Here is a 26,306-nt window from a genome sequence, read left to right as displayed (position 1 = left end):
TTTCTCCAGTATGACCTTTCCACTCACACGGGCGGCGCTCCGGGGAAACCGCTGATCACGCCCCTTTAGGACGGCTATCAACGGCACATGGTCAAAGCTGTCCTGCGCGGCCTTGCGGTCGTTGCCCTCGCTGTCCTGCCCGCCACCGTCTCCATGCCTGCCCACGCCGTCGAGATCCTGCCCCTGACCGAAGCCGTTGCCAACCTGCCCGTAGCCACCGAGTCCCGCGACGGCTACAGCCGCGACAAGTTCCGCCACTGGAACACCGGCGACGACCCGGCCGACGGATGTAACACCCGCGCCGAGGTCCTCATCTACGAAGCAGTCGACCCACCTGCGGTTGGCCCCGGCTGCCGTCTGAGCGGCGGGAGTTGGTTCTCGTACTACGACGCCACCGTCGTGACGTCGGCCTCCGGGCTCGACATCGACCATATGGTCCCCCTCGCCGAAGCCTGGGACAGCGGAGCATCGGCCTGGACCCCGCAGCGCCGGGAGGCGTACGCCAACGACCAGGGCGCCGAGACATCGTTGGTCGCCGTCACAGCACGGTCCAACCGGAGCAAGGCCGACCAGGACCCGGCTGAGTGGTTGCCGCCGGCCGCCGACGTGCACTGCCGGTACCTCGCCGAGTGGGTGGGCACCAAGCTCCGCTGGGGCCTGGCGGTCGACGAGGTCGAGCTGAACGCGTTGGAGAACGTCGCCGTGGGCTGCCCGGCTCAGACAGTGACGTACGACCCCGCCCTCTGAGCGGGCTACCAGCCTCGCCGCCTCGCGCGGCGGGGCTTCGTCCTGTGCCGCATGCGGGGCGCCCGTGGCGCTCATAGGCGTGGTCAGCGCCACCGAGAATCACAGCATCCAGTTCCACCAGTACCACCTGGAGGACCAGGGTTCTCTGGGGATCTGACCTGTCGGAGGCGTCCAGGGTCCATGTTTGTGCAGCTCAACGGCAGTGCTAGCGAGACTATCCATAGCAACTGGTGTGGTGCTATCGCTCGAAGCGGTGGTCTTGAGACTTCCCGCATCCGAGTTTCGGGTTTGCGTGATCGACGTGGTTCGCAGCGTGAGCCTGTTCCGGATCCCGCTAGTAGGGCTTGGTCATCTTCACTTGTGCATGCGTGTCTCATGCTCCATAGCGTCGTTGGAAATGGTGTGACACCTGAGGAGATGGCCTCGGTCCGGGAGGACTTGGAGGCGTTCGCGGCGGAGTTGTTCGACGGGTTCTTCCGTGCGGATCAGCGTCGGTGGGGGCAGGCGTATGTGCGCGGGCTGCTGTTGGACGGGCAGCGCAAGTCGGTGGAGCCGATGGCCGCCCGCTTGGGTGAGGACGGCAACCGGCAGGCGCTGGCGCACTTCATCACCTCCAGCCCGTGGGATCCCGCGCACGTGCGGGCCCGGCTGGCCTGGAGGATGCACGAGGCGATCGGTCCCGAGGCGTTGATCGTGGACGACACCGGCTTTTTGAAGGACGGGGATGCCTCGGCGTGTGTGTCGCGGCAGTACACCGGCACCGCGGGCAAGGTCACCAAATGCCAGGTGGGCGTCTCCCTGCACCTGGCCAATGACCGTGCCTCCGCGGCCGTCAACTGGCGGCTGTTCCTGCCCGCATCCTGGGATCCCGACTCGCCGGAGGCCGATGCAGACAAGATCGCCCGCCGTGGCCGCTGCGGTATTCCCGCCCAGGTGGGGCATGTGGAGAAGTGGCAGCCGGCCCTGGACATGATCGACGAGACCCGGTCGTGGGGCACCGACGTTCCCCTGGTCGTCGCGGACGCCGGATACGGCGATGCCGCCGCCTTCCGCCTGGGCCTGGAGGAACGCAAGCTGCCCTATGCAGTGGGCATTTCCTCCCGCCATACCGCCCAGCCCGCCGACGCCCAACCCGTCCAGCCCGCCTATGCGGGCACCGGCCGGCCACCCAAAATGCAGTACCCCGAGCCCGCGCAGACCATGAAAGACCTGGTCATCGCGGCCGGGAGGACGGCCGCGAGACCGGTGTCCTGGCGGGAAGGCTCCCGGCCGGGCAAGAGCCAAAGCGGCTTCAAGCGCATGTACTCACGGTTCGTCGCCCTGCGCATCCGCCCGGCCGGCCGCGGCATCCGCAAAGCAGGCGACGATCCTGAACTGCCCGAGCGGTGGCTGCTGGCGGAATGGCCCGCGACCGAGCCCGAGCCGGTCCAGTTCTGGCTCTCGAACCTGCCCTCCGGCATGCCACTGGCCACACTGGTGCGGCTGGCCAAGCTCCGCTGGCGCATCGAGCACGACTACCGCGAGATGAAACAGGCCCTGGGACTGGCCCACTTCGAAGGCCGCACCTTCAACGGATGGCACCACCACGTCACCCTCGTCTCCGCCGCCCACGCCTTCTGCACCCTGCAACGACTGGCACCAGACCCAAAAGACGCCGCGCAGGCCTGAGCCTCTACCAAGTGGTCCGCGAACTGCAGACCCTCCTCGCCACCTGGACCAGCGCCTGCCCCACCTGCCACCGCGACATACCCACACCACTACGAACCTGACCAAGCCCTACTAGGTTCGGCAGGCACAACTCGTCGAGCGAATCGGTGGAGAGATGACCGCAGAGAACGTGCAGGCTGGGCAGGACATCACCTTGGTGATCGGGTCCACAGAAGTGGATTCGATCCAGACGGTTGGCGAAGTCACCTTGGGCGACGAGGTCGCCAAGATCGGCGAGGGCAGCATGGTCGTGGACGCCTTGGGCGGTGTGACGTCGGATGTCGTCCAGCCCGGCCAGATCACGCTGGTTGTGGCGGAGGGACAGGGTCAGGTCCTCGCGAGCCAGCTCGGCGAAGAGTCGGCAGCGGACGGCGAAGCCGGCCAGGACATCACCCTCGCCATCAAGGACGCTGACGGAGCAGTCCGCCAGTTCACCCTCCGCAGCGCCTGGGCCAGTTCGTGGACTGCTTCGGACCTCAGTGCCGGCAGCTCTGGGTCGACAATCGAGACGGTCCTAATCGAATTTGACGACGTGGAGTTCGAATAGCTCGCCGCGCAAGCGACTGATGTCGATTGCTGTGTGGGTCCCAGGCGATTCGGTGCACGAGGTCTGGGTTCCCATCGGGCAGCCTGCGATTGGCGGCCGGTTCCTTTCAGGCAGATGGTCGTTGATCGGATTATGAAGACGATGAAGATCGTTGCCAGCATGACGCTGGCTGCCGCCGTAACCCTTGCCGTGGCTTCCCCTGCTCTTGCTGCCCCGGCGCCAGTCCCCAGCGGCCATCCGGCCGCGGTGGCTGACGGGAAGCTCGTCATCGACGTCGGCGTCGCTGCAGTCCGGCCTGCTGAGTTCATCAGATTCCAGGTCAAGCAGCTCATTGGGCCCGCGGAGGGCTAGTCGGCTCCTGCTGATAGGTAGACATTTCTGCAATGTGTTGGGTCCCCGGCGGCGGAGCCGCCGGGGACCACTGCTGTGACCTGTCACCCAGGTCTCGTTTAGCGTGAATCTTGCGGGGCGTGGTTCAACGCCCGGGTCAGTTCCCGGTTCGCGGCCCGCGCAGCATCCAGCTCCTCGGTCCGCTCTTCGAGCTCGCCCTGCTTGTCAGCGAGCTCCTGTTCGAGCACGTTGATGCGCCGCTGGAGCTGGTCGATGTCGGCAGACGCCCCGAGTCCGGACGCCTCCCAGACTCGCTCGCCGAGCTCGGTCGATAGACGCTTCTCGAGCTGCCGGACTCGTGCGGCCAGGCGTTTGTTGCGCTCCAGGGCGTTGGCGAGGTCGGTCTGGAGCGAGATCCTGCTGACGGCCGCCACTCTGCCTTCCTCAACCGGAGTGCTGGCAGCGACGTGGACGCGTTCGAGCAGGTCGCGGTGGCGATAGAGGAAGGTCCGGTCGACGCGAGCGGCTCTGGCGAGCCCGGAGACCGTGAGGTCGCCGCCCGTCTTCACGGCCGAGTCGAGGGCCTTGAGAACGCGCTCCCGGCGGCGGGCCGAGTCGGCCCGCCGCCCGTCGCTCATGTTGGTCATGCTGTTCGGCAGTCGCGGCCGGCGGACACGCCTGCCCGGTCCGTAGCGCAGGCGAAAGCCACCCGTGGCGAGAGCTCAGCCGACGTGCACGAGATGCCGAACAAGAAGGCCGCGGCCAAGAAACAGCCGGCCAAGAAGGCGGCGGCGAAGAAGTCCACGAAGAAGACGGCGAAGAAGACGGCGGCGCGTCGGCCGCGGAGCGCCTAGCCGCCGTCCCATCCGCCCGTCCTCCGAACGGCGGGTTGCCCGGGACGTGGTGGGCGCACCGGGTGCGCCCACCCCTGGTCTCAGTGCCGGGTTTCCCACCACAGGATCAGCAGGGTAACGGCGCCGCTGCCGAGCTTGTACGCCGCGCCCTGCAGGAACTCAGCTGGGACGTTCCGCCCCTCTCGTCCGATCCATTTCCGCAGGTGACGGATGGTTGTGGCGCGCCGGCTGTTCCGGCCTAGCAGGTGCCTTGGCGGCGGTTTGGCGTTACTCTCCTCCATACGGAGTTCCTCTCGTCAATGGGCGTGCTGGAACACCGCGCACGGAGCCCTCCCAACTCAGAGGCCTAGGAAACCTGTTGGGATCACGGGCTCCTTTTGCGTGTCGCCCTGATGGCTGTCCCGGAGCGTACTGCGGTGCTGTGCCGACTGTCTTTCGCGATGCCGTTGGTGGACCCCAGATCCTGGACTGGCGTCAGCCCAGGTCAGCGACAACGTGGATACGATCAGTTAGCGGCGGCTGAAGTCGTACAGAAGGTCGGCGAGGCGCCGATCGGGACGCTGGACGATGATGCAGGAGCCAGACTTCGCGGTGGCGAGGCGGTCGACCTCCATCTCCAGTCCCCCGGTTGGGGCGCTGGCGCGGCTGGAGCCAGTCCTGCGGACGTACGTCGCGACAGCTTCCAGCGTGGCCAGGAAGGCGCTGTCGGGGGCGTCGGAGTCGAGGACGTCGTCGGTGACCTCGTGCAGCCAGTGCCGCGCCTCCTTGGTCTCTCCGATGGAGAGGTGGTGCAGATGCAGGCAGTAGGCGGCGGCGCGGTGGCCAGCGCCAGCGGCGAGCTGCCACCAGAACTGGGCGCTCTCGCGGTGGTCGGTGAGGTAGAGCAGGCATGCGAAGACGAGGGCGCCGTCGACGTCCAACTGATCCTCGGTCACCGCGTCGGGTTCCTGGGCGAGGCGGTCGACGTGGTCGGCGGCGTCGGGCTTGTTGAGGATCCAGCGGCACACCACGGACAGCCGCTGCCCGGCCTGGGCGGCGCGGGCCATATCCGGGTCCGGTCGGGTCGCGGCGGCGGCCCTCTCGTGGGCGAGGCGGCGCAGAGCGGCGCCGACGTCGAAGCCGTCGTGCCGTGTGGTGGGGATGCGGGCGTCGGCCAGGAGCTCATCAATGGCGGTCACTGCCCCGCTCCTTTCCGGGTCTTGCTCGGGGCGGCAGGCAGGCCGAGCCGGATGCGCAGGCGTTCCTTGCCCTTGCGGCCGTGGTAGTCGACGGTGCGGGTGTCCAGGCCCATGTAGCGGGCGATCCGCTTGGTGGGGTAGCCGAGGAGATGGCGCAGGACGATTACCGTGAACTGGCGGGTGGGCAGTTCCAGAATCGCCTCGTACAGGCCGTTCGTGCTGCTGCTCATCTCCAGTTGGCTGCGGACCGCCTCGAGGTTCTTGGCTATGGGGCCGTTGATGAGGAACGCCGGCGGGCGCCCGTCTTCGTCCAGGCGGCGGGTGACACCGCGGTGCAGCACGGCGAGAGTCTGCTGTTCGAGGTCGCCCTGCTGCAGCAGTTCGTCCCAGCCGCCGAGGATCTCCAGGAACACGTGGTGAACAACGTCTTCCGCGGCCCGGCGGCTGCCGAGGTGGATCTCCGCGAAGTCGTGGAAGAACTCCTGGTGCCCCAGGTAGAAGGCCTCGAAGTCGAGGGGGAGATCGGGAGGGTCCTGGACGGGCTGGCCGTGGCCGCTGTCCTGGGGCGATACGTCAAGGTCGACGTCGCCGTTGCCCATACGTTCCTCCAGGGGATACGAGCACCGCCCTCTCCGTTGAGGCCGGTGGTGTCCGTGCGCGGGCCAACTCGCCCACACGAAAGCCCAGTTGCTTCGGGCTCTCAAGCACCACCCTGTCGTTTTTCGGGGCCCGAAACTCATGCGACCCTCGAAAATCGCGACTCTGCGATCTTCTCCATAAACGGAACGTAACTCCGGCATTGATTTGCCCGTTCGAATTCGGCGCGTGAGCTGCAACAACGGCCGCAAGGATGGAAGTTCGCCCTTCAAGGACTGTTCGGCCTCGTGGCACAGGTCACACAGGCCGGGTGCCGTGCGATTCCAGGCGCCCGTCACTGGACATCCGGCGTTCCGTGGCCACGTAGGCGCTCTGTCACACCGGTGAGCCGAAGCACTATAGGTGTCACATCGAGAGGTTGGCGCGTCACCTGTCACCAGCAGCGCGTGAAGCACAGTGGGTGTCACTGACCTCCAGCCGCTTGAGCTGCACAGTGACCTTGATGTCAGCCTGGCGCGCGCCCTCTGGCAGTCCTGGTGACGGCACATTGCCGGCCGCTTGGAGCATCAATTGGGCCATGAGCACCGACAGCTGTACCCCCGATCGTCGCGGCTGGGGGTACAGGCGTGTCCGTAGCGGGGCAGGCAATCGCCCCTGGTCAGCGTTCGTTCGGCCCGGCCTCAGGGTGGCTGCAGTTACCCCCTGACCTGGGCTTTTGCCCAGAAAGTGCACCAGAATGGACCCTGCCGGGCTCGGCTGAGGCGGCACTGAGTACGCCGGGGCCGCAGCGCTGTGCCCGCGTGCACGACAGAACCAGGTTGGCCGCAGAGGTGGCCTGGTCAACGGAAGAAGAGTCGTTCGGCCGGATGCTTGCCGGCAGGGCCGAACGACTCCGCTTCGGAACCGTTTCCCTGCTCAAGAGGATGGAGGCTCCTATGCCGGAGTCTAGGAGCACAGGCCCCGCATCTCACCCCGAGTGCTCACAGCGGCTTCGCGCAGATGCGGCCCGTCGCGTCCGCGTCGTCTTTGACAGCGCACTCCGCGGCGTTGGATACGCCGTCGGCACAACGGGGTTCACCGTGCTGTGGGTGTGGTGGCAGAGCCGTAACTGACCGGTACCGTCGATGCCGGGCTCTCGGCCACGATGGAAGCCTGGGCCGAGAGCCAACCCACGTCAAAATCTCAATGGGATGTGATCAACGTTGTCTCGCAACCGTTGAAGATCTCCCTCGGAACCAGCTGGAAGTGTCGCGCTCACACCCCTGGATCTTCTGCCCGGAGAGGTGTGGACAGGTGAGCCAGGTCTCGGCTAAGGGATCTTGAACAGGCGAGGGCCTTCCGGTTCGGTGTGGATTGCGACGTCTACACCAAACGAAAGGCCTCGTGCCCACCGTAATGCATCCCTGACCGAGACCGGCTGCCTGCACCTGTCCCTCTGCGTCGTCGAGGACGGCTGGCCGCTCCGGCGGGCCGCCAAGCTCGCTGTCGCCTGCAGGCTGGCGCTACGCGGTGGCCACCCGCTGGCGCGAACACTGGCCGCGGAGGCGGCTGAGGTCCACCAGCGGCGACGACACTCACTGAGCGCCGGCACGCGAAGGCGGCGGAGCTCGCGGCCCTGGGCCCGCAGCCCTTTGGTGACAACGAGCCTGCCTATGTGACAACTACCGTGCTTCGGCTCAACCGGACTCGCAGGTTGTTCGGGGCGTGAGCCCTCTACAGGTCGAACTCGAGGTGCTCGATGTCCGTGAAACGGACCTCCTCTAGGGAGCCGGCGCGGCGGCCGCCGTCCTGGAAGTACACCTCCTTGAGTGCTTCGGCGGCGATCTCTTGGAGGCGGGCGTCGCTGGCGCCGGCTTCCTGGGCGTCGAAGAGGCGGGCGGCGTACTGCGGGGGCAGGGCGACGGTCAGGTGCCGGATGCGGTCCTGGTCCGTCGACCCGATGGGCGCGGTGTAGCCCATGCGGGCGCGGGCGTCGATGACGATGCCGCCCGTGGACGCCGCCTTCTGGCGGGCTTTGGCCCGGATCTGCGGCTGCCACCGCTTCTTCACCTCGCGCTCTAGGCGGGCGGCAAGGTCGGCGCGCGGCTTCTTGGCCGTGCCCGCCACGTACCGCTCCACCTGTCGCTGCGACATGCCTAGCAGTTCGGCGACCGCCTTCGTGCCCTTGAGCTGCTTGACCAGGTACCGCATCTGCGGGCCCGCGGCCTTGGGCGCCGGGCGGGTGAACGCCTTCTGCACGGCGGCGTCCAGGCCGTCCCCGAACAAGCTCATCGCCCTCTCCTACTCGCCGTTGTCGACGTCGGTGACGGTGCCGTCCTTGATGTACCGGGCGAGGTTGAGCTCCGGGGCGTTGAACCGCTCGCGGACCTCCTCGCCCCACAGGACGCTCTGGGTGCCCTCGTGTTTGACCAGGCCCGGGTTGATGCCGAGCTTGAAGCCGCCGGGCAGGGGCTTGCCCTCCCGGTAGGGCAGGAAGTCCAGCGGGCTCGGTCCGTTGGCGGCGTAGACGACGCAGTCGGACATGATCGCGACCGGGTACTGCCCGGTGAAGGCGGCGTGCTTGATCAGCTTGCGGTGCAGGTTGATCCGGGTGCGGGAGATGACCGCCGCGCGGATGTCCGGACGCCACGTCGGGCGGGACAGGGCGCGCCACGGCTCGCCGGGCCGCCAGCTCTCGCCCCGGGGACGCTCGCGCAGTTTGCCCAGGCCGCCCTTCACCGTCGCCTTGACCGCTGAGACCACGATCGCCAGCTCCGGGTCGCGGCTCTTGTAGCCGTCCATCGCGGGGAGGAAGTCCTCCGGGGTGAGGTCGGCGTCGACGCCGAGGTCGGCCATCGTGGCGAGGTAGGCGTCCCGGAGCCGGTTGTACCAGCCGTCCAGATAGCGGCCGTTCTCCCGCCGCACCCACGCTTCGGTCGGGCGCACCTCGTAGCCGAGCTCCACTGCGTACGCCACGGTCGGTGTCGCGTACCAGGCCGGCCCCTCGGGGCGCTCACCCTTCGGCGTGAACGGGGAGGGCAGCAGGCTGCCGTCCAGCTCCACCCACTCCTTGCCGACCTTCACCTTCGACAGGTCGACGTGGGAGAGGTCCACCAGCCAGCTACCGGGCAACTTCGGGTCGAACACCGGGTTCATGACGTGCGTCGGTGCACCCAGGCCGACGTTCAAGCCGTTGGAGCCCGCCGCGAAGGCCATGTTCACGTCGATGCCGACCAGGTGGCGCAGGGTGCACTCGGCATCCGTCATCGGCCGCGCCCAGTCGTACGCCTCCTCGAACAGTTTCTCCGCCGGGCCGCGAACGTGGAACCGGGGCAGGTCCTTGAGCAGCGGGTGCCCGTCGGGTGCCTCGCACGGCGCGCAGTCCACCGGGTCCTTGCCCAGCGAGCCGGGGTTGTGCTCGGAGTGCCGCTTGCCGTCGGCGTCCGGCTCGGAGGCCCGGGTCGCCGGGTGCAGCGCGGTCATCAGCTCCAGGCCAGTCACGGCGGTGGAGCCACGCGGCGTCATCACCCGGGACGCGTACACGCCCAGAACGCGGGCGAGTTCGGCCGGCGCTAGCCGCCCGGCCGCGCCCCAGTGCCGGGTGTCCAGTGCGTTCCACGACGGGATGCACAGCTGCACGCAGGCCCGCTCCGAGCCCTGCGCGGGGCGGTAGATCCGCGCCCACGGCCCGAACCCGCGTTTCGTGAGCTGCCAATGCGAGCGGGTCAGTTGCTTGATGACCTTGTGGCCCTCCGGGATGCGCCCCGCGATCCGTTCCTCCTCTGTGAGCGTGGCCGGGAGGCCGTAGCGCTCCAGTGCGGCCTGGGTGAGCACGAGCAGCGGGTCAGCGTCCTTGCCGGGGCCGGAGAGTTTCGGCGCCCCGAGCTTCGACTCCTTGAGCGTCCAGTCCACCAGTGACGGAAGGGACTTGGCGGGCACGTCCAGGACCAGGCCGCCGACGCAGTACGCGAGGACCTGGCCGTCGTCGTCGACATCGACGACTGCCAGCGGGCCGTTCTCGAAGCGCGGGTCCACGGTGGCCGCCGTGGTGGTCTTCTTCGACGCCGCCTTCCTCGCGTCCGGGCGCCGCGATGTCGACGTCGGCCTGGTGGTGCTCGCCGCCGGTCGGGCGGCCGGCTTCGCAGCGGCCGGCGCCGACGGAGCCGGGACTGCCGGGGCAGGCTCGGCGGCGAACGTCTCCGGCACAGCGGGATCGCCGGGCGTCTCGTTGGCCGGGGCGGGGAAGCGTTCGGCCAACTTCTCCAGGAGCTTTGCGTAGGCGGCGCGCTGCGGCGGCCGCGGCTCGGTTCGGCCGGCCTCCCAGTTCCCGACCGCCTCACGGCGCGTGTCGAGAGCTTTCGCGACCTGGGCCTGGCTCAGCCCGGCAGCCTCGCGTAGACGCTTGCGCTCGGCAGGCGACGGCAGGTCGTCTTGGGCGACCTGTTCCAGCAACGCGTCCACGTTACTGAGCAGCTCGTTCTCAGTGGGCACAGGGCTCACCTCCACTAGACACCCTACACCAATCGCGCATTGGATCGCTCGTTTATTCGCACTCGGATCGCTCATGATGTTACGTTGATCGCGCCAGCGCGGGGCGGTAGAGCAGGAGGCGAAGTGCCAGGAGGAGATGGAGGCTCGGTCGTGCTCTCCGAGCAAGAGAGCTTCGACGTGCTGCACCGAGTGATCCTCCCGGTTGCGACTCAGGGCGCCGTCCCCCAGTCCCGGCCAGTCGTGGTCGTTGTCGCCGGGCAGCCAGGCGCCGGGAAGACGCGCATCGCCGCGACGACCTGCACATGGCGCAAGATCGGCTGACCCTGGCCGGAGCGACACTACGTGAAGCAGGAAGGGGGCCGGCCCGCAGGTCGGCTCCCTTCTCGTCTTCGTGGTCAGCCAGCCAAGGGCCGCCACCGGTCCTTCTGCGCGGCATCCAGCCTGCTGCGCCACACCAGGGCGTTACCGACCAGGCCGGGCTTGTCCCGCGTGGCCAGCGCCGGGGCCTCGAGCATGTCGGCAGCTTCCTCGAGGTAGGTGACCAGGGTGTCGAGTTGTTCGCCAAGCCCCGCGTGGTATCGGGTCCAGCGGCCCAGGTAGCCGGTTGCGGCATCCAGGAACAGCCCCGAGGCGCTGTCGGCCGCGCCATGCGCGATGACCGGAATCCAGGTCGGCTTCCACAGTGTGATCCGCTCGTCCTCGACGCGGTCCGCGTTGAGGACGTCCTCCTGGGCCTGGGAGCCCATCTGCAGCTGGTAGACCGAAGCCACCTCGTCCAAGGTCATCAGAGCCTCACTGCGCGGCAGGCACCCCCAGCCCCAGCCGTTAACCCCGTCGTCGCCCGCGGTCAGCGACCACAGAACACGCAGCTCGGCGGGTATCCGGATACCGAGGTCCTCCTCCAGGGCGGCGATGGCCGCAGGGCTCGCACCTGCGCGCAACGCAGCGTAGGAATCAGGGGCGTTGTGCTGCAGCCAGCTGGCGATCCGCCCCCAGGCATCAGCCACCTCCCGTACGGTGACCGCGTCGGTGGCAGGACCGGCAACCGCCGCCTGCTCCCAGTTCGCCTGCTCCTCGTCCCCTCCGTCCGCGGCGGGCTCAGCGGCCATAACCCGGTTCACGGACCGGATCTCGATCCGGTCCGGCTCACGGATGTAGCCGACGGCGAGGTCGGGACAGTCCTCGAACAGATCGCCGTCGACCGTCACGGTGAGGATGGGAGTCCCCGAGGGTCGGCCCATGTCCGGGTCATCCGCCAGCTGGCCGGCCAGGGCCCTCAGGGCGTAGGGCACTCCGGCCCCGAGCTGAGTGGCGACCTCTCGTACGTCCGCAGGTATCTCGACGTGCACAGCCTGCTGCTCCTCGTTGGTCGGATGGAGGACGGCCCTCACACAGTAGGACTCCGACGCCCAGCCACGGGCGCTCTGGGCCAACTGTCGTGCCCGCTGTAGGCACTGGCGACGGCGGCTCCGGAGCCCCCGCCCCCGGCTGGCTGACCGGCCGATCCGTTGGGACCTGATCGAGTAGCAGTACGACCAGATGGTCAAGTACGCCACCGCGCTCCGGCTCGGGACAGCGGAGGCCGAGCAGGTTCGGCGGCGCTGCACCCGCGGCGGCCCCGAGTACCCCACCTACCGGGCCCTCGAAGAACTCGGCCGCGCGGTTCGTACCGTCTTCGCCTGCGACTACCTCGCCAGCCCCGGTCTGTGCCGGGAGATCCATGGCGGGCTTTGGCTTGCGTTTTAACCTCTGCCTCGATCAGTTTTTTCCTGGTCGAGGCAGACAAGAGAGCTCGCACGGAGCTGAGCCGCCAGCTGCGCCAGCTCTCAATCTTCATGCGACACACCGAGGTCGTGGCGCATAGCGGTTCTCATAGTTCGGAGCATCTCCCAGACCTCGTACTGGGCCTGGGCCGCGGTCTCCATCGTTTCGCCTGGGTCGGGGGCACCGCGTTCGAGGCGCTTGACCTGGCCGTAGACCTTGTTCAGGGCTTGGTTGACGACACTCGCTCGCCTGAGTACTTCTTCGGGGGCGATCATCTGTGCTTCGGAGTATCGAGCGCGGTGCGCGTTCTTCGCCTCCTCGAGTGCGTCGCTGTCAGCCTCCCCCACACCGCGTTCCCTCATGACGTGCAGGTGACGGTTGAGAGCGGTGGTGAACTGCCGAGCATCCCGATTGAGTTCCACATAGCAGGTGCGTCGCATCGAACGGTTCTCCCGAACCTCCTCATGGTCTCGAACGAGCTTTATCTCCAGGCGCTTCGCTCGTTCGGAGCCGCGCTGGGTGAGTAACGCCCCTCCCAGGGTTCCTGCGACGCCTGCGACAGCGATGATCACTGAGCTGAGATCCACCCACGTACCCCGTGAAATTCTTCGGCCTCGTGCCCGCTGCACATGGCCCAGGCCGTCAAGTTTGCCGCTCCCCGGTGCGCCGGGGTTTGATGCCCATCTTGTGGTGGGCGGGGCGGCTGTATGCCGCGCCGGTGGCCAGGACTCTGCCCACGTCATGACGGGTGGCTGGGCGGCGGTTCTTCGAACCCGGCGGCCGGCCAGCCCCGGACGAGACGGTTTCGGTGCACTGGCCGGGGAGCCGGTCTTCGTGCACAGGTTCCTGAACCCCCTGCGGACCCGGGCGGGCGTGAGCCTGTTCGGCGGAGCCGGTTTCTCCCACGGCCGCCGGAGATCGGTGGCCAGTGGCCGCGCGAGCCGGAGCTGGGCATAGGCGGCGATCACCAGCCACGTCCACCGGTCGGCAGCCTCCGAGCTACGGAGACGGGGCTTGGTCCACCCAAGTGTCTGCTTGAACAGGCGGAACGTGTGCTCCAGGTCGAAGCGGCGGAGGAAGGACTGCCAGCAGCGGTCGACATCGGCCTTGGTGGCGGCAGTGCCCGACCACCACAGCCAGACCGGCTTGTTCACCCCGCCGCTGGGCAGCTTCCGCACGGTCAGGCGGATGACGGTGCCTTCGATGATGGGTAGCGGTCCGTCATAGTCGATCCAGGCCGCCCGGCGGGAGCAATGCTCAAGACCTGTGGATCAACCTTGGGTTGGGCGAGAAGGACGTACCTTCCCGATTGATCCTGTGATGGTCACCGAGTAGGCCCGCGTTCGCAGCGCGGGTCGGGAAGGCACGCCCGTGCTCAGCGTAGTCAATGCCGACGGCAGCACCCCGAACGGCTTTCTGATCGACGAGATTGTCCGTGAGGGGGCGAGGCGGATGCTCGCCGCCGCCCTGGAAGCCGAAGTCAACGCCTACTTAGCCGAGTTGGCTGATCAACGGGACGACCGAGGCCGTCGGCTGGTGGTGCGCAACGGCTACCACCAGCCCCGGTCGGTGACCACGGCTGCCGGGTCGGTGGAGGTGAAGGCCCCGCGGGTGAACGACCGCCGCATCGACGAGACCACCGGGGAGCGCAAGCGGTTCTCCTCGGCGATCCTGCCGCCGTGGTGCCGCAAGTCCCCGAAGATCAGCGAGGTGCTGCCGCTGCTCTACCTGCACGGACTGTCCTCCGGCGACTTCGTGCCCGCGCTGGAGCAGTTCCTGGGCAGCTCGGCCGGTCTCTCGCCGGCCACCGTCACCCGCCTCACCACCCAGTGGCAGGCCGACCACAAGGCATTCGGCGAGCGCGACCTGGCCGGCTCCGACTACGTCTACGTCTGGGCCGACGGCATCCACCTGCGCATCCGCCTGGCCGAGGCGAAGTCCTGCGTCCTGGTGGTGATGGGCGTGCGCGCGGACGGCACCAAGGAACTGATCGCGATGGCCGATGGCTACCGCGAATCCGCCGAGTCTTGGGCTGACCTGCTTCGCGACTGCGCCCGGCGCGGCATGCGCGCCCCCGTCCTGGCCGTCGGCGACGGAGCACTCGGGTTCTGGAAGGCCCTTGCGGAGGTGTTCCCCGAAGCCCGCCATCAGAGGTGCTGGGTTCACAAAACGGCCAACGTCGTCAACGCCCTGCCGACCTCGGCACAGCCCGGAGCCCGCAAGGCCCTGCAGGAGATCTACAACGCCGAGGACCGCGAGCACGCGCTCAAGGCGGTGGCCACGTTCGGGAAGACCTACGGCACGAAGTGGCCCAAGGCCGTCAAGAAAATCACCGACGACGTCGGCGAGCTGCTGGCGTTCTACGACTTCCCCGCCGAGCACTGGATCCACCTGCGCACGACGAATCCGATCGAGTCGACCTTTGCCACCGTCCGCCTGCGGACGAAGGTGACCAAAGGCGCCGGCAGCGCGGCCGCCGCGCTCGCCATGGTTTTCAAGCTCGTCGAGTCTGCCCAGCAGCGGTGGCGAGCCGTGAACGCACCCCACCTCGTCGCCCTCGTCCGCGCCGGCGCCCGCTTCGAACGCGGTCACCTCGTCGAACGTCCCGAGGGGCAAGCGGCTTGAACGTCCTCAACCCGCATGCATGTCAAGGGACCTACTCCGGGGCTGTCGCACGGGCCCAGTACTCGCGGACCACCGCCAGGTTGCCTTCGAAGACCTCATCGCCGCGACGGCTGGTGAAGATCCCCGGGATCGCAAGCGATCGTCCTCGCGCCCGATACACGCGCACCTCCCACCAGGCCCCGCCGCGTGTCTGGTGGCTGCGCGGCTCAATGCCGGTGATCTCACTCCACGGGATCGCTCGGCGACTGACGAGTGTGGAGAATTGGATCCGATCAGGCGCGAGGAGCGTTCGGCCATATCCGCGGTTGATCATATAGAAGAGCGAAGCCAGCCAAAGGACGCCGACGACGCCGCCCCACCACCAGCGGCCCGTCGTGGCTGTCGCCTCCGTCGCCACTGCCATGCCCGCGAACAGCAGCGTCAAGACCCCGGTCCACCACCAGTTCCTACGCCGGGCAGCAATGTCGAGACCGATCCATATCTCCGGCACGCGCTGATGCTACAGACAACCAGGATGAGACCCCATCCACAGTTCTTGACAATTCCTCTCGAGGCACTCTCTCGACCGCTGAGCCAGACACGCCGATCGGTACGCAAACTTCACACTCAGGCGATCCAAGACCGATCGACCGGGCGGCATGCGGCAACAGACACCAGTGGTCAGGACGTTTTTGAGTCGGCATGGACAAGGCTGGATGGCTTCGACAAAGGTGAGCCGGCCCCCACATCAGCGTGGGTTCTAGAGGCGGGGCCGCCGTCGCCCCCGGGCCGTCGCCCGCTCGCCCGGCTGCTCGACGCCCCGCATGGTGGGGTGTTGCTTCGCCGGGCGGGCCCGGCCGGTTCCAGGAGGCCTGAGTGGTCGGCGAGGGCGTCGACGAGCGCGACCAGGACGCGCTCTGGGCGACGGTGGCGCCCAGGCAGGCGTGTGTTCCCCAGCCGTATCCGAGATGCTGGTTCGGCGAGTGGTCCAGCACCAGGCGGTCTGGGTGCTCGTCGCCGAACTCGTCGCACTGGCCCCGCTCATCGACAAAGCGAGGTCGAACGGGGCCGTGGAAACGTCCCCGTTCAGTACCACCAGTTCGACATCAGCGACGAGGACGGGCCGACCGGCCTCGACCTGGACCGCGGGCACAACGGACTCCTGCGGGCCGCCGACGGCGTCACCATCATCATGACCGGCATCCATACCGGCGACGTCGACGTCACGGTCACTCTTCACGACATCGAGCCCGCACCCGACGACGGTGGTTGGCAGGAGATCATGGAGATCTCCACGCACTCCGCCTCGAGCGAGCTCATGGTCCGCGGCATGATGGACGACCTAGACGAAGAACTCCCCGTCCTGTCGTTCGACGGTCCCGGCGACTACCGGCTTCGCGTTCACGCCCGCGGCCGGGACACGGCCGTCGACCTGGCCCCCGACGAGGTCACCGAGTGGTACCTCATCCAGGCCTGGCCGGCCCCCGCCGCAGAAGTGACCGTTCTCCGCCAGACCGACGGCTACGGGGCGTCAGTGCACGCACTAATCACCACCGGTGGCCTATCTGCCCACCCACCGCGTGCTGGTGGGACTGGCCTCGGGACGCAGCGACCCTGATGCCCTTCACTCCTCTGACAGCCAGAGGTTCCTGCGTGTGCGCAGGGTTTCGGCATGCTCGGGTCCCAGAGTGCGTTCTTGTGCAGCCAGGATGTTGGCGCGGCCGCAGCACTCACCCTCTACCGCGACGCCCTGGCGGCGCAGGCCGTGTCGTGGACTGCGCTGGCGATGTTGCCGGTCCAGAGGGGAACCAGCCGTGGTCGCCGTCACGGTTGGTCGGTGTCAGTGGCGAGCTGCCAGATGATCCGGGCGCGGGGCAGCATTGACAGCGGCAAGCAATCCGCTGGGAGGATCAGCGTGTTGGGGTGGTCGGGTCTCAGGGTGCGTTCTTGTGCGGTCAGGATGTCGCGGTAGAGGGTGCGTGCTGCGGCCGCGCCCCTCACCGAACTTCCCCAATCCGTTGAGAACGGGAAGGTGCGGGCGGCGAGCTGATCGATCTCGCTGGCGCGCTCCCGCATCTGGTGGGCATGGGTGTCGGTGCGGACGGTCCGCCAGCCGGCGACGCCTGGCGGCCCTTGCAGGGCGCTCGGATGGTGCTCATGACCGGCCAACAGCGCTCACAGAAGCGCTGCTCTTGCCGGCCAAGGGAAAGCCGATTCGGCCGAGCCGGGTCGGTGCCGTACAGTTCACCAGGCCAACGCGGGGTGGAGCAGCTCGGTAGCTCGCTGGGCTCATAACCCAGAGGTCGCAGGTTCAGATCCTGTCCCCGCTACTCAAACGTGAAGGCCCGGTGGAAACCGGGCCTTCACTGCGTCTGTGCCCCGCTCGCATCTGGTCAGCGGAACTGACTCAGCTCCCGGGGATCGCGAATTCCACCCAGAGCGGGTAGTGGTCGGAGATGTGCCAGGACAGGTCGTTGCGTGTCTGCTCGCCGAGCAGCGCGCCGACGAAGTCGACCTGGCCGCCGGTGACGGCCTCCAGGCGCAGGACGGGACGCTGCTTTTGCCCCTGGGTGAACCAGGCGATCTGGTCGTAGAAGTGCTCGGCGCCCGGCTTGTCGAAGATGGTGCGCGGCAGCCCTTCCAAGTGAGGGGCGGGCGTCAGTCCGGTGGAGGTGAAGGCCTCGAACAGCGGGTCGCCGACGCGGTCGATGTTGAAGTCGCCCAGCGCGATGAGGTTGTGGTCCCAGTCGAACTCCCGCTCCGCCCATCCGGCGAGCCACTTGGCGATGGCCTTCAGCTCCGGCACTCGTTCGGCCGCGTTCTTGCCGTAGTTGACGTGCAGGGTGACGAGCGTGAACGTCTGGCCTGACGAGAGGAAGCTGACCGCGTAGGGGGTGCGGGCGAACTGCCGGTCCAGGGCGCTCGCGCTGACCCCTGCGTCCTGCTCGATCGGTACCACCAGCTCGCAAGCCAACCCGGAGGGCTTGACCCGGCGGGTGTCGAACAGGAACGCCAGCCGCTCGTTGTTGCCTGCCTTGCCGAGGGTCACGTCGGTGAGGATGAACGCCCAGTCCTCGCCGAGGACTTTGAGCAGATGGCGCAGGGCGCGCAGATTGCCGCGCGCTTCCTGGACCGCGACCACGTCGAAGCGGCGGATCACCGCGGCGATGGCGTGGATGTCGGCGAAGTTCCGCTTCGGTGACACGCCCTCGCTGGTATTCCACTCCTTGGTCAGGTCGCCGAAGGCGCGCAGGTTCCACGTCGCGACCAGCAGGTTGGAGCCCGGCGCCTTCGCCGGGATCGTGTCATTGAGTACCGCCTCCCACCGCGTCGTGCGTGCGGCGACGGTCTGGGGCGGGGCCAGGATGTCGGCTTCGGGCACGCGATCCTCCTCGACACGGGAGCAGTCCCTCCCGAGCCTGCAAGATCACCACCACAGGGGCAAGGCCCATTCCGGTGACAACGAGATACACGGCACGCCGGCGCGCCCGGAAAGGAGCGCCGGGAAGGGGTGCTTGTGTGGCGTGGCAGCCGCCTTGATGGAGGTCGATCAGATGCGATTGCTACGACGATCACCGCTGGGCGTGGCCGACACCAGCGTGGGCCGCATCACCGCGAGGCATTCCGGCGACGTGCAGGCGCCTGGCGGGAGGGGACCACTCGGCGTCAGCTGGGGACGGGCCAGGCGCGCAGCACAGCAGCGATCTTGCCGCTGGTGCAGGCGGGGTCGCGCAGCAGGTCCCGGAGGGCGAGCGCGTCATCGCGGGTGGGTTTGACCGGGATCCCGGAAGCCTCCAGGTACATCACGCCGGTCGCTGCGGCGACGGCCATGTTGGAGCGCTCCAGCCAGCGGCAGCGGCCGAGGACGTGCACGAGGGCCGCGGCTCGCGCGTAGGGACCGTCGTAGACCGGTGTGTCCAGGAGCTCGGCCTTGTGGCCGGCGACAGCAGCTACCGGCACGCCGTAGTCGTCGGGCGCGGGGTCTCCGGCGCCCGCCAGCTCGGCGACCTGGAGGATCCAGGGGACATCGATGTGCAGGTCCATCAGGCGGCGTGCGCTCCCGGTGCCCGGAGGTCGGCGTCCTCGGCTTCGTCGAAGAGCTGCTGGTGCTCATCGAGGAAACGGCGGGCGGCGTCCAGGCCGCGCTGACGCAGGCCTTCGGCGTCGTCGCGGACAAGACGGGCGATGTAGTCGCCGAGGTCCAGGCCGCGGTCCTTAGCCCGGGCCTGGGCGAGTTTCTTGACTTCGGGGTCGACGCGGACGCCGAGCTGAGTCTTCGCCATGTACGAATGGTAACAGCTGTTACCACCTGGTGGGAACGCGCCGACATCCTCAGTCAGGCCAGCCTGTGCCCGGCTACCTTCTCGGCCGAGCACAGTGACCTCGACGTGCAGGGCGAGGCCGCGCAGACTCCGCGCGTTGGAGACCGAAACTGTCATCGAAGCCGAACTCGGCCCGAGTCACCGGCACGGTGTGTGCGGTGACTTAGGGCAGGGGTGCGGTGGCCTGTCGATCCGGACGGTGGATGGGAGGCCGGTCATCGGAGTGCCTCATTGCAGCCTCAGTCATAGCGAACTCGGTTCTTCCTGCGCTGTGACACGAGACGAGTAGCCCATAGGCGCACGCGGAGAGCGTGCGCTGTGCGCAAGGAGCCGGGCCAGCGTGGCTTCCAGGTCCAGCCCAAGCGATAGCGAGTCATCGATCTCGACGACGTCGCCGAAGCCGCTGTCCGCCAGCCGCCTGGCAGGAGCAATTGTCCTGCGCACTCCCGGCGACGATCTCCTCCCCCAGCGCCACCGGGACACCGACTGGATCCGGGTGCTGCATGCGGCCGGCTTCACCGGCGTGCGACGACGACCCCGCCTGTCGGCGCGCAGCACGACCTCACCATCCTGATGCGCGCCTCGGAGGCCGGACTCACCGATCACCAGGTCCTACGAGTCTGCGGTGACGTCGCCGTCACGATCACACCTTGGTGTGCGGTGGTCGTTGTTGTTGCTGGGTGGGTGTGTGTGTTGGTGGTGGAGTGTGGCGTTCCGTATGTGTGGGGTTACGTGGTGTGTTCAAGATCACCGGGTTGGGGGGTGGGGTGGCTGTCCGTGTTGGGCGTTTGGTGATCTTGGTGATCTTGTGTCCTTGGCTACTTTGCGATTCGTTCACTGTTCTTTTACAGGTGGCAGACAGGGATGGATTCGTGAGACCTGAGGAAGTGTTGCCTTCTCCGGATGAGAGGGGGCGGGTCTGGCATGAGAAGAGCCGGAGTATCCGGTGGATCTCGGCCAGTCTTGCCGTTTTGATGTCGGTGTCGTTGATGGAGGGTGCGGTTGCGGCCGCTGTTCCGTCGCAGGCTCCGGTGAAGAAGGGGAAGGCGAAGGGGGTTTCGGCGGCGGCGGACATCGCGTCGGCGAAGGTTGCGGCGCGTTTGTCGGGGCGGCGGGTGGAGGCGCTCAGTGAGCGCACCGAGACGTCGACGACGTGGGTGAACAAGGACGGCAGTCTGACGACGGAGCTGTCCGCGGGGCCGGTGCGTTTTGAGCGTGACGGCGCGTGGGTGGATGTCGATGTTGATCTGCAGGAGATGGCCGACGGTGGTGTCGAGCCGGTCGCGCATCCGGAGCGGCTGAGGCTGGCGGGTCGTACGGGTACGCCGGCGAGGTCGCTGGCGGCGGCGCGTCAGTCGAAGCCGGTGGACCTGGTGACGCTGGGCGAGGGTGATCAGCAGATCCGGCTGCAGTGGAAGGGCGGTCTGCCCGAGCCGAGGCTGGACGGCACGCGCGCGGAGTATGTCAACGCGGTGCCGGGTGCCGACGTCGTGGTCGAGGCGACCCGCACCGGTTTCGAGCAGTTCGTGGAGATCAAGAAGCGTCCCGCGGCGGACGGTTACTCCTACACGATGCCGCTGCAGGCCAAGGGCCTGAAGGTGAAGCAGCTGGCGGACGGCGGTGTGCTGTTCACGGACCGCAAGAACCGCAAACAGGCTGTCATGCCCGCGCCAGTGATGTGGGATGCGACCGTCGATGAGCGGTCGGGGGAGCACACGCGCCGGGTGCCGGTGGCGATGAAGGTCGTCAAGAAGGGTTCCGGGGTCGATCTGGTGGTCACGCCGGACGCGAAGTTCCTCGCGGACCCGAAGACCAAGTTCCCCGTCACGGTGGACCCTTCGACGTCGGCGCTGAGCAACGTCTTCGACACCTACGTGCAGCAGGGCGAGACGGTCGACCTGTCCACCGACACCGAGCTGGACTGGGGCAACCCGGGCACCACCAACGGTGACGGCACGCCGCGCACGGCGCAGTCGTTTATCTCGTGGAATTCCACGCCGCTGCAGGACGCGCTGGTCTCCAGCGCGAAGCTGAGCCTGTGGAACTTCCACTCGGGCAACTCCGACTGCAAGGTGTATCCGTGGGAGGTGTGGGCCTCCGGCGCAGCGTCCACCTCCAGCCGTTGGACCAACCGTCCGACGATGACGGCGAAGAAGGCGAGCTCCACCGAGACCCGCGGCAACGCCGCCTGCTCCACCCAGCCGGACGGCTGGATCAACGCCGACGTCACCACGCTGGTGCAGGAGTGGGCGTCGGCGAAGGCCACGCGCGGCCACATGGGTCTGCGAGCCGCGAGCGAGTCGGTGGCGGCGCAGTGGAAGCGGGTCAACTCCGCGAACGCGGCGTCCAATCCGCCGAAGCTGGTGGTGAACTACAACTTCCGGCCCAAGACGGGAACCAAGCAGGAGGCCGGCCCGCCGTTCTTCTCCTACAGCGGCTCCTACTTGGTGAACACGGCCACGCCGACGCTGCGCGACACGTTCGTCGACGCTGACGGTGACAAGGTCAACGGCACCTTCCAGATCTTCGACAACGCCACCAATACGCAGGTCGGCGATGTCATCGTGTCCAAGTACGTGCCCTCCGGGTCGGCGGCTTCGGTGACCGTGCCGTCCGGGGTGCTGGCCCATGGCAAGACCTACAAGTTCCGCACCAGCCCCTACGACGGGACGCACTACAACAACGGCTGGTCGGCGTGGAAGACGTTCACGGTCGACACCGCCGCCCCGTCCGCCCCGTCGGCGATCACGTCGACGGACTACCCGAGCGGGCAGTGGGTCAAGGGCGCCGGGCAGGCAGGCACGTTCACCGTCACGCCGCCGACGGCCGATCACAACTGGCTGGAGTGGTCGCTGGACGGCGTGACCTGGACCAAGGTCGCCACCGGCGGCGCTTCGACGGCCAAGAACATCAGCGTCACCCCGCCGAAGAACGGCACCCACACGCTGCAGGTCCGCTCGGTGGACAAGGCCGACAACAAGTCCGAGGCAAGGGAGTACACCTTCCATGCCGGCCCGGGCGGGTTCCTCCAGCCGTCCGAGGGCGAGCGCACCGCGCGCCGGCTGCCGCTGGTGGCCGAGGCCGAGGCGGGCAAGTACGACAAGGTGTCGTTCTCCTGGCGCCGTTCGGAGGCCGACGCCTGGGTGGCCATCCCAGCCGGTGACGTCACCTCGGGCGGGACCGCTCTGACCGCCTGGCCGGTGCCGCTGGCCGGGGGCAAGAACGCGCCACTGGTATGGAACACCACCAGCACCGTCTCCCCCGACGGAACCATCCAGATCAAGGCCGACTTCACCGGCCCGAACTCGGCGTCCTCGAGCACGGCTGCGCTGACCGTAGTCGTGGACCGCAACGCCGACGGCGCCGCAGCCACCGAGACCGGTCCTGGTTCGCTGAACCTGCTCACCGGTGACTACACCCTGTCGGAGACTGACGCGTCGTTCTTCGACATGTCGGTGACCCGCACGGCGTCCTCCCGCACTCCCGACCAGGGCGCCAAGCAGGAGGGCCAATCGGCCATCTTCGGCAAGGAGTGGGTGGCCGGCACCGCAGCGGAGATGACCGAGTCCGACTACACCCACGTGCGGAAGGTCTCCAGCACCGCGGTGGCGGTGGTGACCGCAGAGGGTGACGCTCTCCACTTCACCGCCAACGCCGCCAAGACCGGCTGGATACCCGAGCCCGGTGCCGAGGACCTGGTCCTGAAGGGCAGCGTGAGCTCGACCTTCACTCTGTCCGACACCGAGGGCACGGTGACCACGTTCACCAAGCCCGCCGCAGAGGCCACGACCTGGCAGGTGTCCAGCACCCTGCTGGACGGGCTGTCGAACTCCACCACCAAGGTGATCTCCGAGACGGTCACGGTGGACGGCACCACGCTGGCCCGCCCCAAGCGGATCATCGCGCCCACGTCGGCCGCCACCGCGGCGACCTGCGAGAGCACCCCATCGGCCAAGGGCTGCCGAGTGCTGGAGTTCGTCTACGCGACGTCCACCACGGCCACCGGCACCGAAAGTGATGCCCAGTTCGGCGACTTCACCGGCCAGGTCAAGCAGCTCAGACTGTGGGCCACCCAGCCGGGCGCGACCCAGGCCACCGCGACTGCCGTTACCTCCTACCGCTACGACTCGCTGGGCCGGCTCCGCCAGTCCTGGGACCCGCGGATCGGGCAGCAGGCAGAGACCCAGTACGCCTACCACGAGGGCCGCATCACCTGGATGGAGCCACCCGGCGAACTGCCCTACACCTTCACCTACGGCAACGCCGGCAGCGGCACCGCCCCCGGTGACGGCATGCTCCTGAAGGTCTCCCGCCCCGCGCTCAAGCAGGGCACCGCCGGCACGGTGGAGGGTGAGGCGGTCACCAGCATCGTCTACGGCGTTGCGCTGACCGGGACCAAGGCCCCCCACCAGATGGGCACTACGGACGCGGCCGCCTGGGGCCAGCTCGACACGGCCAGCGACGCCACCGCCGTTTTCCCGGCCGACCTGCTTCCTGCCTCCCACGACGGAGCAAACCTGACGTCCGGCAGCTACAGCCGGGCGACCGTCCACTACCTCAACGCCTCCGGCCGCCAGGTCAACACCGCAGCGCCGGGCAAGTCCATCACCACCACCGAGTACGACCGGTTCGGCAATCCGGTCCGTGAACTGACCGCCGGCAACCGCGAACTCGCGCTCGGCGCCACGGACGCGCACAAGGACACCCTGACCGACCTGGGCATCATCTCCCGGCCGGCTTCCGAGCGGGCCCACCTGCTGTCGACCACCTCGCTCTACGACGACAACGGAACCCGTGAACTCGAGGAGTTCGGGCCGCTGCACCGCGTCGATCTCGGCGAGGCCCTCAAGGACGGCACCACCGAGCTGGTCGAGGCCGGCACCTCCGTGCCCGCCCGCACCTGGACGGTCAAGGAGTACGACAGCGGCCGTCCCACCGACGGCACCGCCACCGTCAAGGACCAGGTGACCCTGGAGATCACCGGCGCCCGGGTTCGCGACTACTACTCGGTCATGGGTGAAAAGCGGGTCACCGAAACCCAGTACGACTGGGTCAAGGGCATGCCCACCCTCACCATCCAGGACGCCGGCGGCCTGAACCTGACCACCTCGACCGGCTACGACACCCAGGGCCGGGTCACCTCGCAGTCGCTGCCCGGCTCCACGGGCAACGACGCTGCGACCCGTATCACCGAGTACTGGACAGCCGACGGCACCGGATCGTGCAAGGGCCGCCCCGAGTGGGCCGACCAGATCTGCTGGACCGGACCGGCCGGCGCCATCACCGGCGGCGGCACCCACCCGGCCAACCTGCCCGACACCACCACCGAATACGACTACTACGGGCAGCCCACCACGGTCACCGACACCGCCAACGGCCAGACCCGCACCGCCACCACCACCTACGACGACGCCGGACGCCCGGAGACCACCAGAGTCACCGGCACCCTCGGCCAGCCCGTCCCGGAGACGACGACCGAATACGACCCGGTCACCGGCAAGGTCACCAAGGTCACCTCCCCCAGCGGCGGGACCATCACCAAGACCTACGACAAGCTCGGCCGGAACATCTCCTACACCGACGCCGACGCAGGAAAGACCACCACCGAGTACGACAAGCTCGACCGTCCGGTCAAAACCAGCGACACCGTCCCCTCGACGGTGACCTACACCTACGACCACACGGCCGAACCCCGCGGACTGGTGACCAAGACCAGCGACTCCGTCGCCGGTGACTTCGCTGCCACCTACGACGCCGACGGATCCCTCACCACCGAAAAACTCCCCGGCGGCTACACCCTGAACGTCACCGAGGACCCCACCGGCGCCACCACCACACGCGCCTACACCCGCGACAGCGACAACATCAGCGTCTACACCGACACTGTCACCGAGAACACCCACGGTCAGGCCACCAGCCACCAGGGCTGGTCCGCGCAGAAGTACACCTACGACAAGGCCGGACGCCTCACCGGCGTCGACGACACCGTCGGTGAAGTCTGCACACGCCGCGCCTACACCTTCGACAAGCGCTCCAACCGCTCCGCCCTGGCCACAACCACCGCGGCATCCGCCAGCGCCTGCACCTCCACCGGCGCCACGACCACCAGCTACACCTACGACAGCGCCGACCGTCTCGTGAACTCCGGCTACACCTACGACGCGTTCGGCCGCACCACCGCCCTGCCCGGCAGCACCATCAGCTACTACACCAACGACCTCGCCTACCAGCAGACCTCGAGCGGCAAGCGCCAGACCTGGCAGCTCGACGCCGCCCTGCGCTTCCGCTCCTGGAAGGTCGAAACCGGCAGCGGCACCACCTGGACACAGACCGCGTCCAAGACCAACCACTACGACGGCGACGGCGACAACCCCCGCTGGATCACCGAGGACACCACCACCGGAGCCGTGACCCGCAACATCGAGTCCACCTCCGGCGACCTCGCCGCCACCACCAGCAAGACCGGAGACACGGTCCTGCAGCTCACCACCGTCCACGGCGATGTCGCCCTCCAGCTCCCGCTGGACACCACCAAGGCACCCACCGCCCTGGACAACGACGAATACGGCAACAACCGACCCGGACAGGAAGCCACCCGCTACAACTGGCTCGGAGCCAAGCAGCGCTCCACCGAGACCCTCACCGGCCTCACCCTCATGGGCGCCCGCCTCTACAACCCCACCACCGGACGCTTCCTCTCCCTTGACCCCGTCTACGGCGGAGGCGCCAACCCCTACGGCTACCCCGCAGACCCCATCAACCAGTACGACCTAGACGGCAAAAGGTGGTACAACCCGGTCAGCTGGGTCAGGAAGTGGCGCAAGCATCGCAGGAAGCACGCCAGCGCCGACATGCTGCACTCCACGGTGATGTTCGCTTCGTACGTCACACCCGCGGGCTGGGGACGACGAGCTTTCAACGTGCGCAAGTGCCGGAGCTGGCGCGGCTTTGCCGGCTGTGCATGGCGAACGACCGTCGTTGCGACTGCCGCGGACGCCGCCTGGTACGGCAGGAACACCTGGCGCCACGCAAAGAGGTTCGCATGGAACGGTATGGCACACGTCTACAACCGTGCGACTCCTCGGTGGTATCCGAAGTACAGAATACGGCCGTGGAGGGGGAGGTTCTGAGTAGCTCGTTCCAGTAGTCAAAAGCACATCTGGCAGTTCCCGCTGCATCTCACGAA

At 67.9% G+C, this 26,306-nt stretch carries 22 protein-coding genes, 1 tRNA gene and 2 pseudogenes; 11 read left to right on the top strand and 14 right to left on the bottom strand.

Annotation, left to right across the window (positions count from 1 at the left end; all coding sequences use genetic code 11):
• The first annotated feature begins 87 nt into the window (after positions 1 to 87).
• The 4 genes from OHT51_RS43010 (at position 88) to OHT51_RS42995 (ending at position 3,352) form a co-directional block, all read left to right on the top strand.
• Positions 88 to 747: an HNH endonuclease family protein gene (locus OHT51_RS43010; RefSeq protein ID WP_328884750.1), complete on the top strand. Its 660-nt coding sequence runs from the start codon at positions 88 to 90 to the stop codon at positions 745 to 747.
• Between the two features lie 402 nt (positions 748 to 1,149).
• Positions 1,150 to 2,415: an IS701 family transposase gene (locus OHT51_RS43005; protein WP_443052769.1), complete on the top strand. Its 1,266-nt coding sequence runs from the start codon at positions 1,150 to 1,152 to the stop codon at positions 2,413 to 2,415.
• Between the two features lie 154 nt (positions 2,416 to 2,569).
• Entirely contained in the window at positions 2,570 to 3,001 is a 432-nt protein-coding gene (locus OHT51_RS43000; protein ID WP_328884749.1) for a hypothetical protein, read from the top strand.
• 132 nt (positions 3,002 to 3,133) lie between these two features.
• Entirely contained in the window at positions 3,134 to 3,352 is a 219-nt protein-coding gene (locus OHT51_RS42995; protein WP_328884748.1) for a hypothetical protein, read from the top strand.
• 98 nt (positions 3,353 to 3,450) lie between these two features.
• Here the strand turns inward: OHT51_RS42995 and OHT51_RS42990 are convergent, their stop codons facing one another.
• Positions 3,451 to 3,969 (bottom strand): DUF6262 family protein, encoded by a 519-nt coding sequence (locus OHT51_RS42990; protein WP_328884747.1) that lies wholly within the window; start codon positions 3,967 to 3,969, stop codon positions 3,451 to 3,453.
• A 93-nt stretch (positions 3,970 to 4,062) separates the two neighbouring features.
• Here OHT51_RS42990 and OHT51_RS42985 point away from each other — a divergent pair, with 93 nt between their 5' ends.
• Positions 4,063 to 4,185: a hypothetical protein gene (locus OHT51_RS42985; RefSeq protein WP_328884746.1), complete on the top strand. Its 123-nt coding sequence runs from the start codon at positions 4,063 to 4,065 to the stop codon at positions 4,183 to 4,185.
• A gap of 509 nt (positions 4,186 to 4,694) precedes the next feature.
• On the opposite strand, the gene OHT51_RS42980 is transcribed toward OHT51_RS42985, so the two are convergent.
• The 4 genes from OHT51_RS42980 to tap all read right to left on the bottom strand — a co-directional run bounded on the left by OHT51_RS42980 (position 4,695) and on the right by tap (position 10,430).
• Positions 4,695 to 5,363, bottom strand: coding sequence for a hypothetical protein (locus tag OHT51_RS42980; RefSeq protein WP_328884745.1), 669 nt, complete (start codon positions 5,361 to 5,363; stop codon positions 4,695 to 4,697).
• Positions 5,360 to 5,962 carry a sigma-70 family RNA polymerase sigma factor gene (locus OHT51_RS42975; RefSeq protein ID WP_328884744.1) on the bottom strand — a complete coding sequence of 201 codons (603 nt, stop codon included), beginning with the start codon at positions 5,960 to 5,962 and terminating at the stop codon, positions 5,360 to 5,362. Before OHT51_RS42975 ends, OHT51_RS42980 begins: the two co-directional genes overlap by 4 nt.
• Positions 5,963 to 7,673: 1,711 nt before the next feature.
• Entirely contained in the window at positions 7,674 to 8,231 is a 558-nt protein-coding gene (tpg, locus tag OHT51_RS42965) for a telomere-protecting terminal protein Tpg (protein ID WP_328884743.1), read from the bottom strand.
• Between the two features lie 9 nt (positions 8,232 to 8,240).
• On the bottom strand, positions 8,241 to 10,430 hold the full coding sequence (gene tap, locus OHT51_RS42960) for a telomere-associated protein Tap (RefSeq protein ID WP_328884742.1): 2,190 nt from the start codon (positions 10,428 to 10,430) through the stop codon (positions 8,241 to 8,243).
• A 150-nt stretch (positions 10,431 to 10,580) separates the two neighbouring features.
• Between tap and OHT51_RS42955 the strand changes: the two genes are divergently transcribed.
• The gene (locus OHT51_RS42955) at positions 10,581 to 10,751 is read left to right on the top strand and encodes a zeta toxin family protein (protein ID WP_328884741.1); all 171 of its coding nucleotides are present in this window, start codon (positions 10,581 to 10,583) and stop codon (positions 10,749 to 10,751) included.
• 74 nt (positions 10,752 to 10,825) lie between these two features.
• On the opposite strand, the gene OHT51_RS42950 is transcribed toward OHT51_RS42955, so the two are convergent.
• A complete protein-coding gene (locus OHT51_RS42950) occupies positions 10,826 to 11,821 on the bottom strand; it encodes an SMI1/KNR4 family protein (RefSeq protein WP_328884740.1) in 996 nt (331 codons plus the stop codon).
• Positions 11,822 to 11,927: 106 nt separating this feature from the next.
• Here OHT51_RS42950 and OHT51_RS42945 point away from each other — a divergent pair.
• Positions 11,928 to 12,161, top strand: a pseudogene (locus OHT51_RS42945) (Tn3 family transposase); the annotation flags it as partial.
• Positions 12,162 to 12,256: 95 nt separating this feature from the next.
• Here OHT51_RS42945 and OHT51_RS42940 read toward each other — a convergent pair.
• A complete protein-coding gene (locus tag OHT51_RS42940; RefSeq protein WP_328884739.1) occupies positions 12,257 to 12,766 on the bottom strand; it encodes a hypothetical protein in 510 nt (169 codons plus the stop codon).
• A 70-nt stretch (positions 12,767 to 12,836) separates the two neighbouring features.
• Positions 12,837 to 13,444, bottom strand: a pseudogene (locus tag OHT51_RS42935) (NF041680 family putative transposase); the annotation flags it as partial.
• A 121-nt stretch (positions 13,445 to 13,565) separates the two neighbouring features.
• Here OHT51_RS42935 and OHT51_RS42930 point away from each other — a divergent pair.
• The gene (locus OHT51_RS42930; protein WP_328879170.1) at positions 13,566 to 14,819 is read left to right on the top strand and encodes an IS256 family transposase; all 1,254 of its coding nucleotides are present in this window, start codon (positions 13,566 to 13,568) and stop codon (positions 14,817 to 14,819) included.
• Between the two features lie 31 nt (positions 14,820 to 14,850).
• Here OHT51_RS42930 and OHT51_RS42925 read toward each other — a convergent pair whose 3' ends face one another.
• Positions 14,851 to 15,309: a hypothetical protein gene (locus OHT51_RS42925; RefSeq protein WP_328884738.1), complete on the bottom strand. Its 459-nt coding sequence runs from the start codon at positions 15,307 to 15,309 to the stop codon at positions 14,851 to 14,853.
• A 681-nt stretch (positions 15,310 to 15,990) separates the two neighbouring features.
• Here OHT51_RS42925 and OHT51_RS42920 point away from each other — a divergent pair.
• A complete protein-coding gene (locus OHT51_RS42920) occupies positions 15,991 to 16,416 on the top strand; it encodes a hypothetical protein (RefSeq protein ID WP_328884737.1) in 426 nt (141 codons plus the stop codon).
• A gap of 206 nt (positions 16,417 to 16,622) precedes the next feature.
• Here OHT51_RS42920 and OHT51_RS42915 read toward each other — a convergent pair whose 3' ends face one another.
• On the bottom strand, positions 16,623 to 16,967 hold the full coding sequence (locus OHT51_RS42915; RefSeq protein ID WP_328884736.1) for a hypothetical protein: 345 nt from the start codon (positions 16,965 to 16,967) through the stop codon (positions 16,623 to 16,625).
• An 87-nt stretch (positions 16,968 to 17,054) separates the two neighbouring features.
• Here OHT51_RS42915 and OHT51_RS42910 point away from each other — a divergent pair.
• Positions 17,055 to 17,128, top strand: a tRNA-Met gene (locus OHT51_RS42910).
• 77 nt (positions 17,129 to 17,205) lie between these two features.
• Here OHT51_RS42910 and OHT51_RS42905 read toward each other — a convergent pair.
• From OHT51_RS42905 to OHT51_RS42890, 4 genes are all read right to left on the bottom strand, one after another.
• The gene (locus OHT51_RS42905; RefSeq protein ID WP_328884735.1) at positions 17,206 to 18,180 is read right to left on the bottom strand and encodes an endonuclease/exonuclease/phosphatase family protein; all 975 of its coding nucleotides are present in this window, start codon (positions 18,178 to 18,180) and stop codon (positions 17,206 to 17,208) included.
• Between the two features lie 284 nt (positions 18,181 to 18,464).
• Positions 18,465 to 18,842 (bottom strand): fic family toxin-antitoxin system, toxin component, encoded by a 378-nt coding sequence (locus OHT51_RS42900; RefSeq protein WP_328884734.1) that lies wholly within the window; start codon positions 18,840 to 18,842, stop codon positions 18,465 to 18,467.
• Positions 18,842 to 19,081 (bottom strand): hypothetical protein, encoded by a 240-nt coding sequence (locus OHT51_RS42895; RefSeq protein ID WP_328884733.1) that lies wholly within the window; start codon positions 19,079 to 19,081, stop codon positions 18,842 to 18,844. The genes OHT51_RS42900 and OHT51_RS42895 overlap by 1 nt, the downstream gene beginning before the upstream one ends.
• A 682-nt stretch (positions 19,082 to 19,763) precedes the next feature.
• On the bottom strand, positions 19,764 to 20,285 hold the full coding sequence (locus OHT51_RS42890; protein ID WP_328884732.1) for a hypothetical protein: 522 nt from the start codon (positions 20,283 to 20,285) through the stop codon (positions 19,764 to 19,766).
• Positions 20,286 to 20,349: 64 nt separating this feature from the next.
• On the opposite strand from OHT51_RS42890, the gene OHT51_RS42885 reads away from it, so the two are divergent.
• A complete protein-coding gene (locus OHT51_RS42885; RefSeq protein ID WP_328884731.1) occupies positions 20,350 to 26,250 on the top strand; it encodes a DNRLRE domain-containing protein in 5,901 nt (1,966 codons plus the stop codon).
• Positions 26,251 to 26,306: the final 56 nt, after the last annotated feature.

Origin of the sequence: Streptomyces sp. NBC_00299, assembly GCF_036173045.1 — a bacterium.
Lineage (GTDB): Bacteria > Actinomycetota > Actinomycetes > Streptomycetales > Streptomycetaceae > Streptomyces > Streptomyces machairae.
This window is presented reverse-complemented; position numbering and strand designations above follow the sequence as displayed.

Coding starts and splice junctions, on each gene's coding strand:
- OHT51_RS43010 (WP_328884750.1), top strand. CDS start 88: ATGGTCAAAGCTGTCCTGCGCGGCCTTGCGGTCGTTGCCCTCGCTGTC.
- OHT51_RS42990 (WP_328884747.1), bottom strand. CDS start 3,969: ATGAGCGACGGGCGGCGGGCCGACTCGGCCCGCCGCCGGGAGCGCGTT.
- OHT51_RS42975 (WP_328884744.1), bottom strand. CDS start 5,962: ATGGGCAACGGCGACGTCGACCTTGACGTATCGCCCCAGGACAGCGGC.
- OHT51_RS42995 (WP_328884748.1), top strand. CDS start 3,134: ATGAAGACGATGAAGATCGTTGCCAGCATGACGCTGGCTGCCGCCGTA.
- OHT51_RS43000 (WP_328884749.1), top strand. CDS start 2,570: ATGACCGCAGAGAACGTGCAGGCTGGGCAGGACATCACCTTGGTGATC.
- OHT51_RS42895 (WP_328884733.1), bottom strand. CDS start 19,081: ATGGCGAAGACTCAGCTCGGCGTCCGCGTCGACCCCGAAGTCAAGAAA.
- tpg (WP_328884743.1), bottom strand. CDS start 8,231: ATGAGCTTGTTCGGGGACGGCCTGGACGCCGCCGTGCAGAAGGCGTTC.
- OHT51_RS42900 (WP_328884734.1), bottom strand. CDS start 18,842: ATGGACCTGCACATCGATGTCCCCTGGATCCTCCAGGTCGCCGAGCTG.
- OHT51_RS42920 (WP_328884737.1), top strand. CDS start 15,991: ATGACCGGCATCCATACCGGCGACGTCGACGTCACGGTCACTCTTCAC.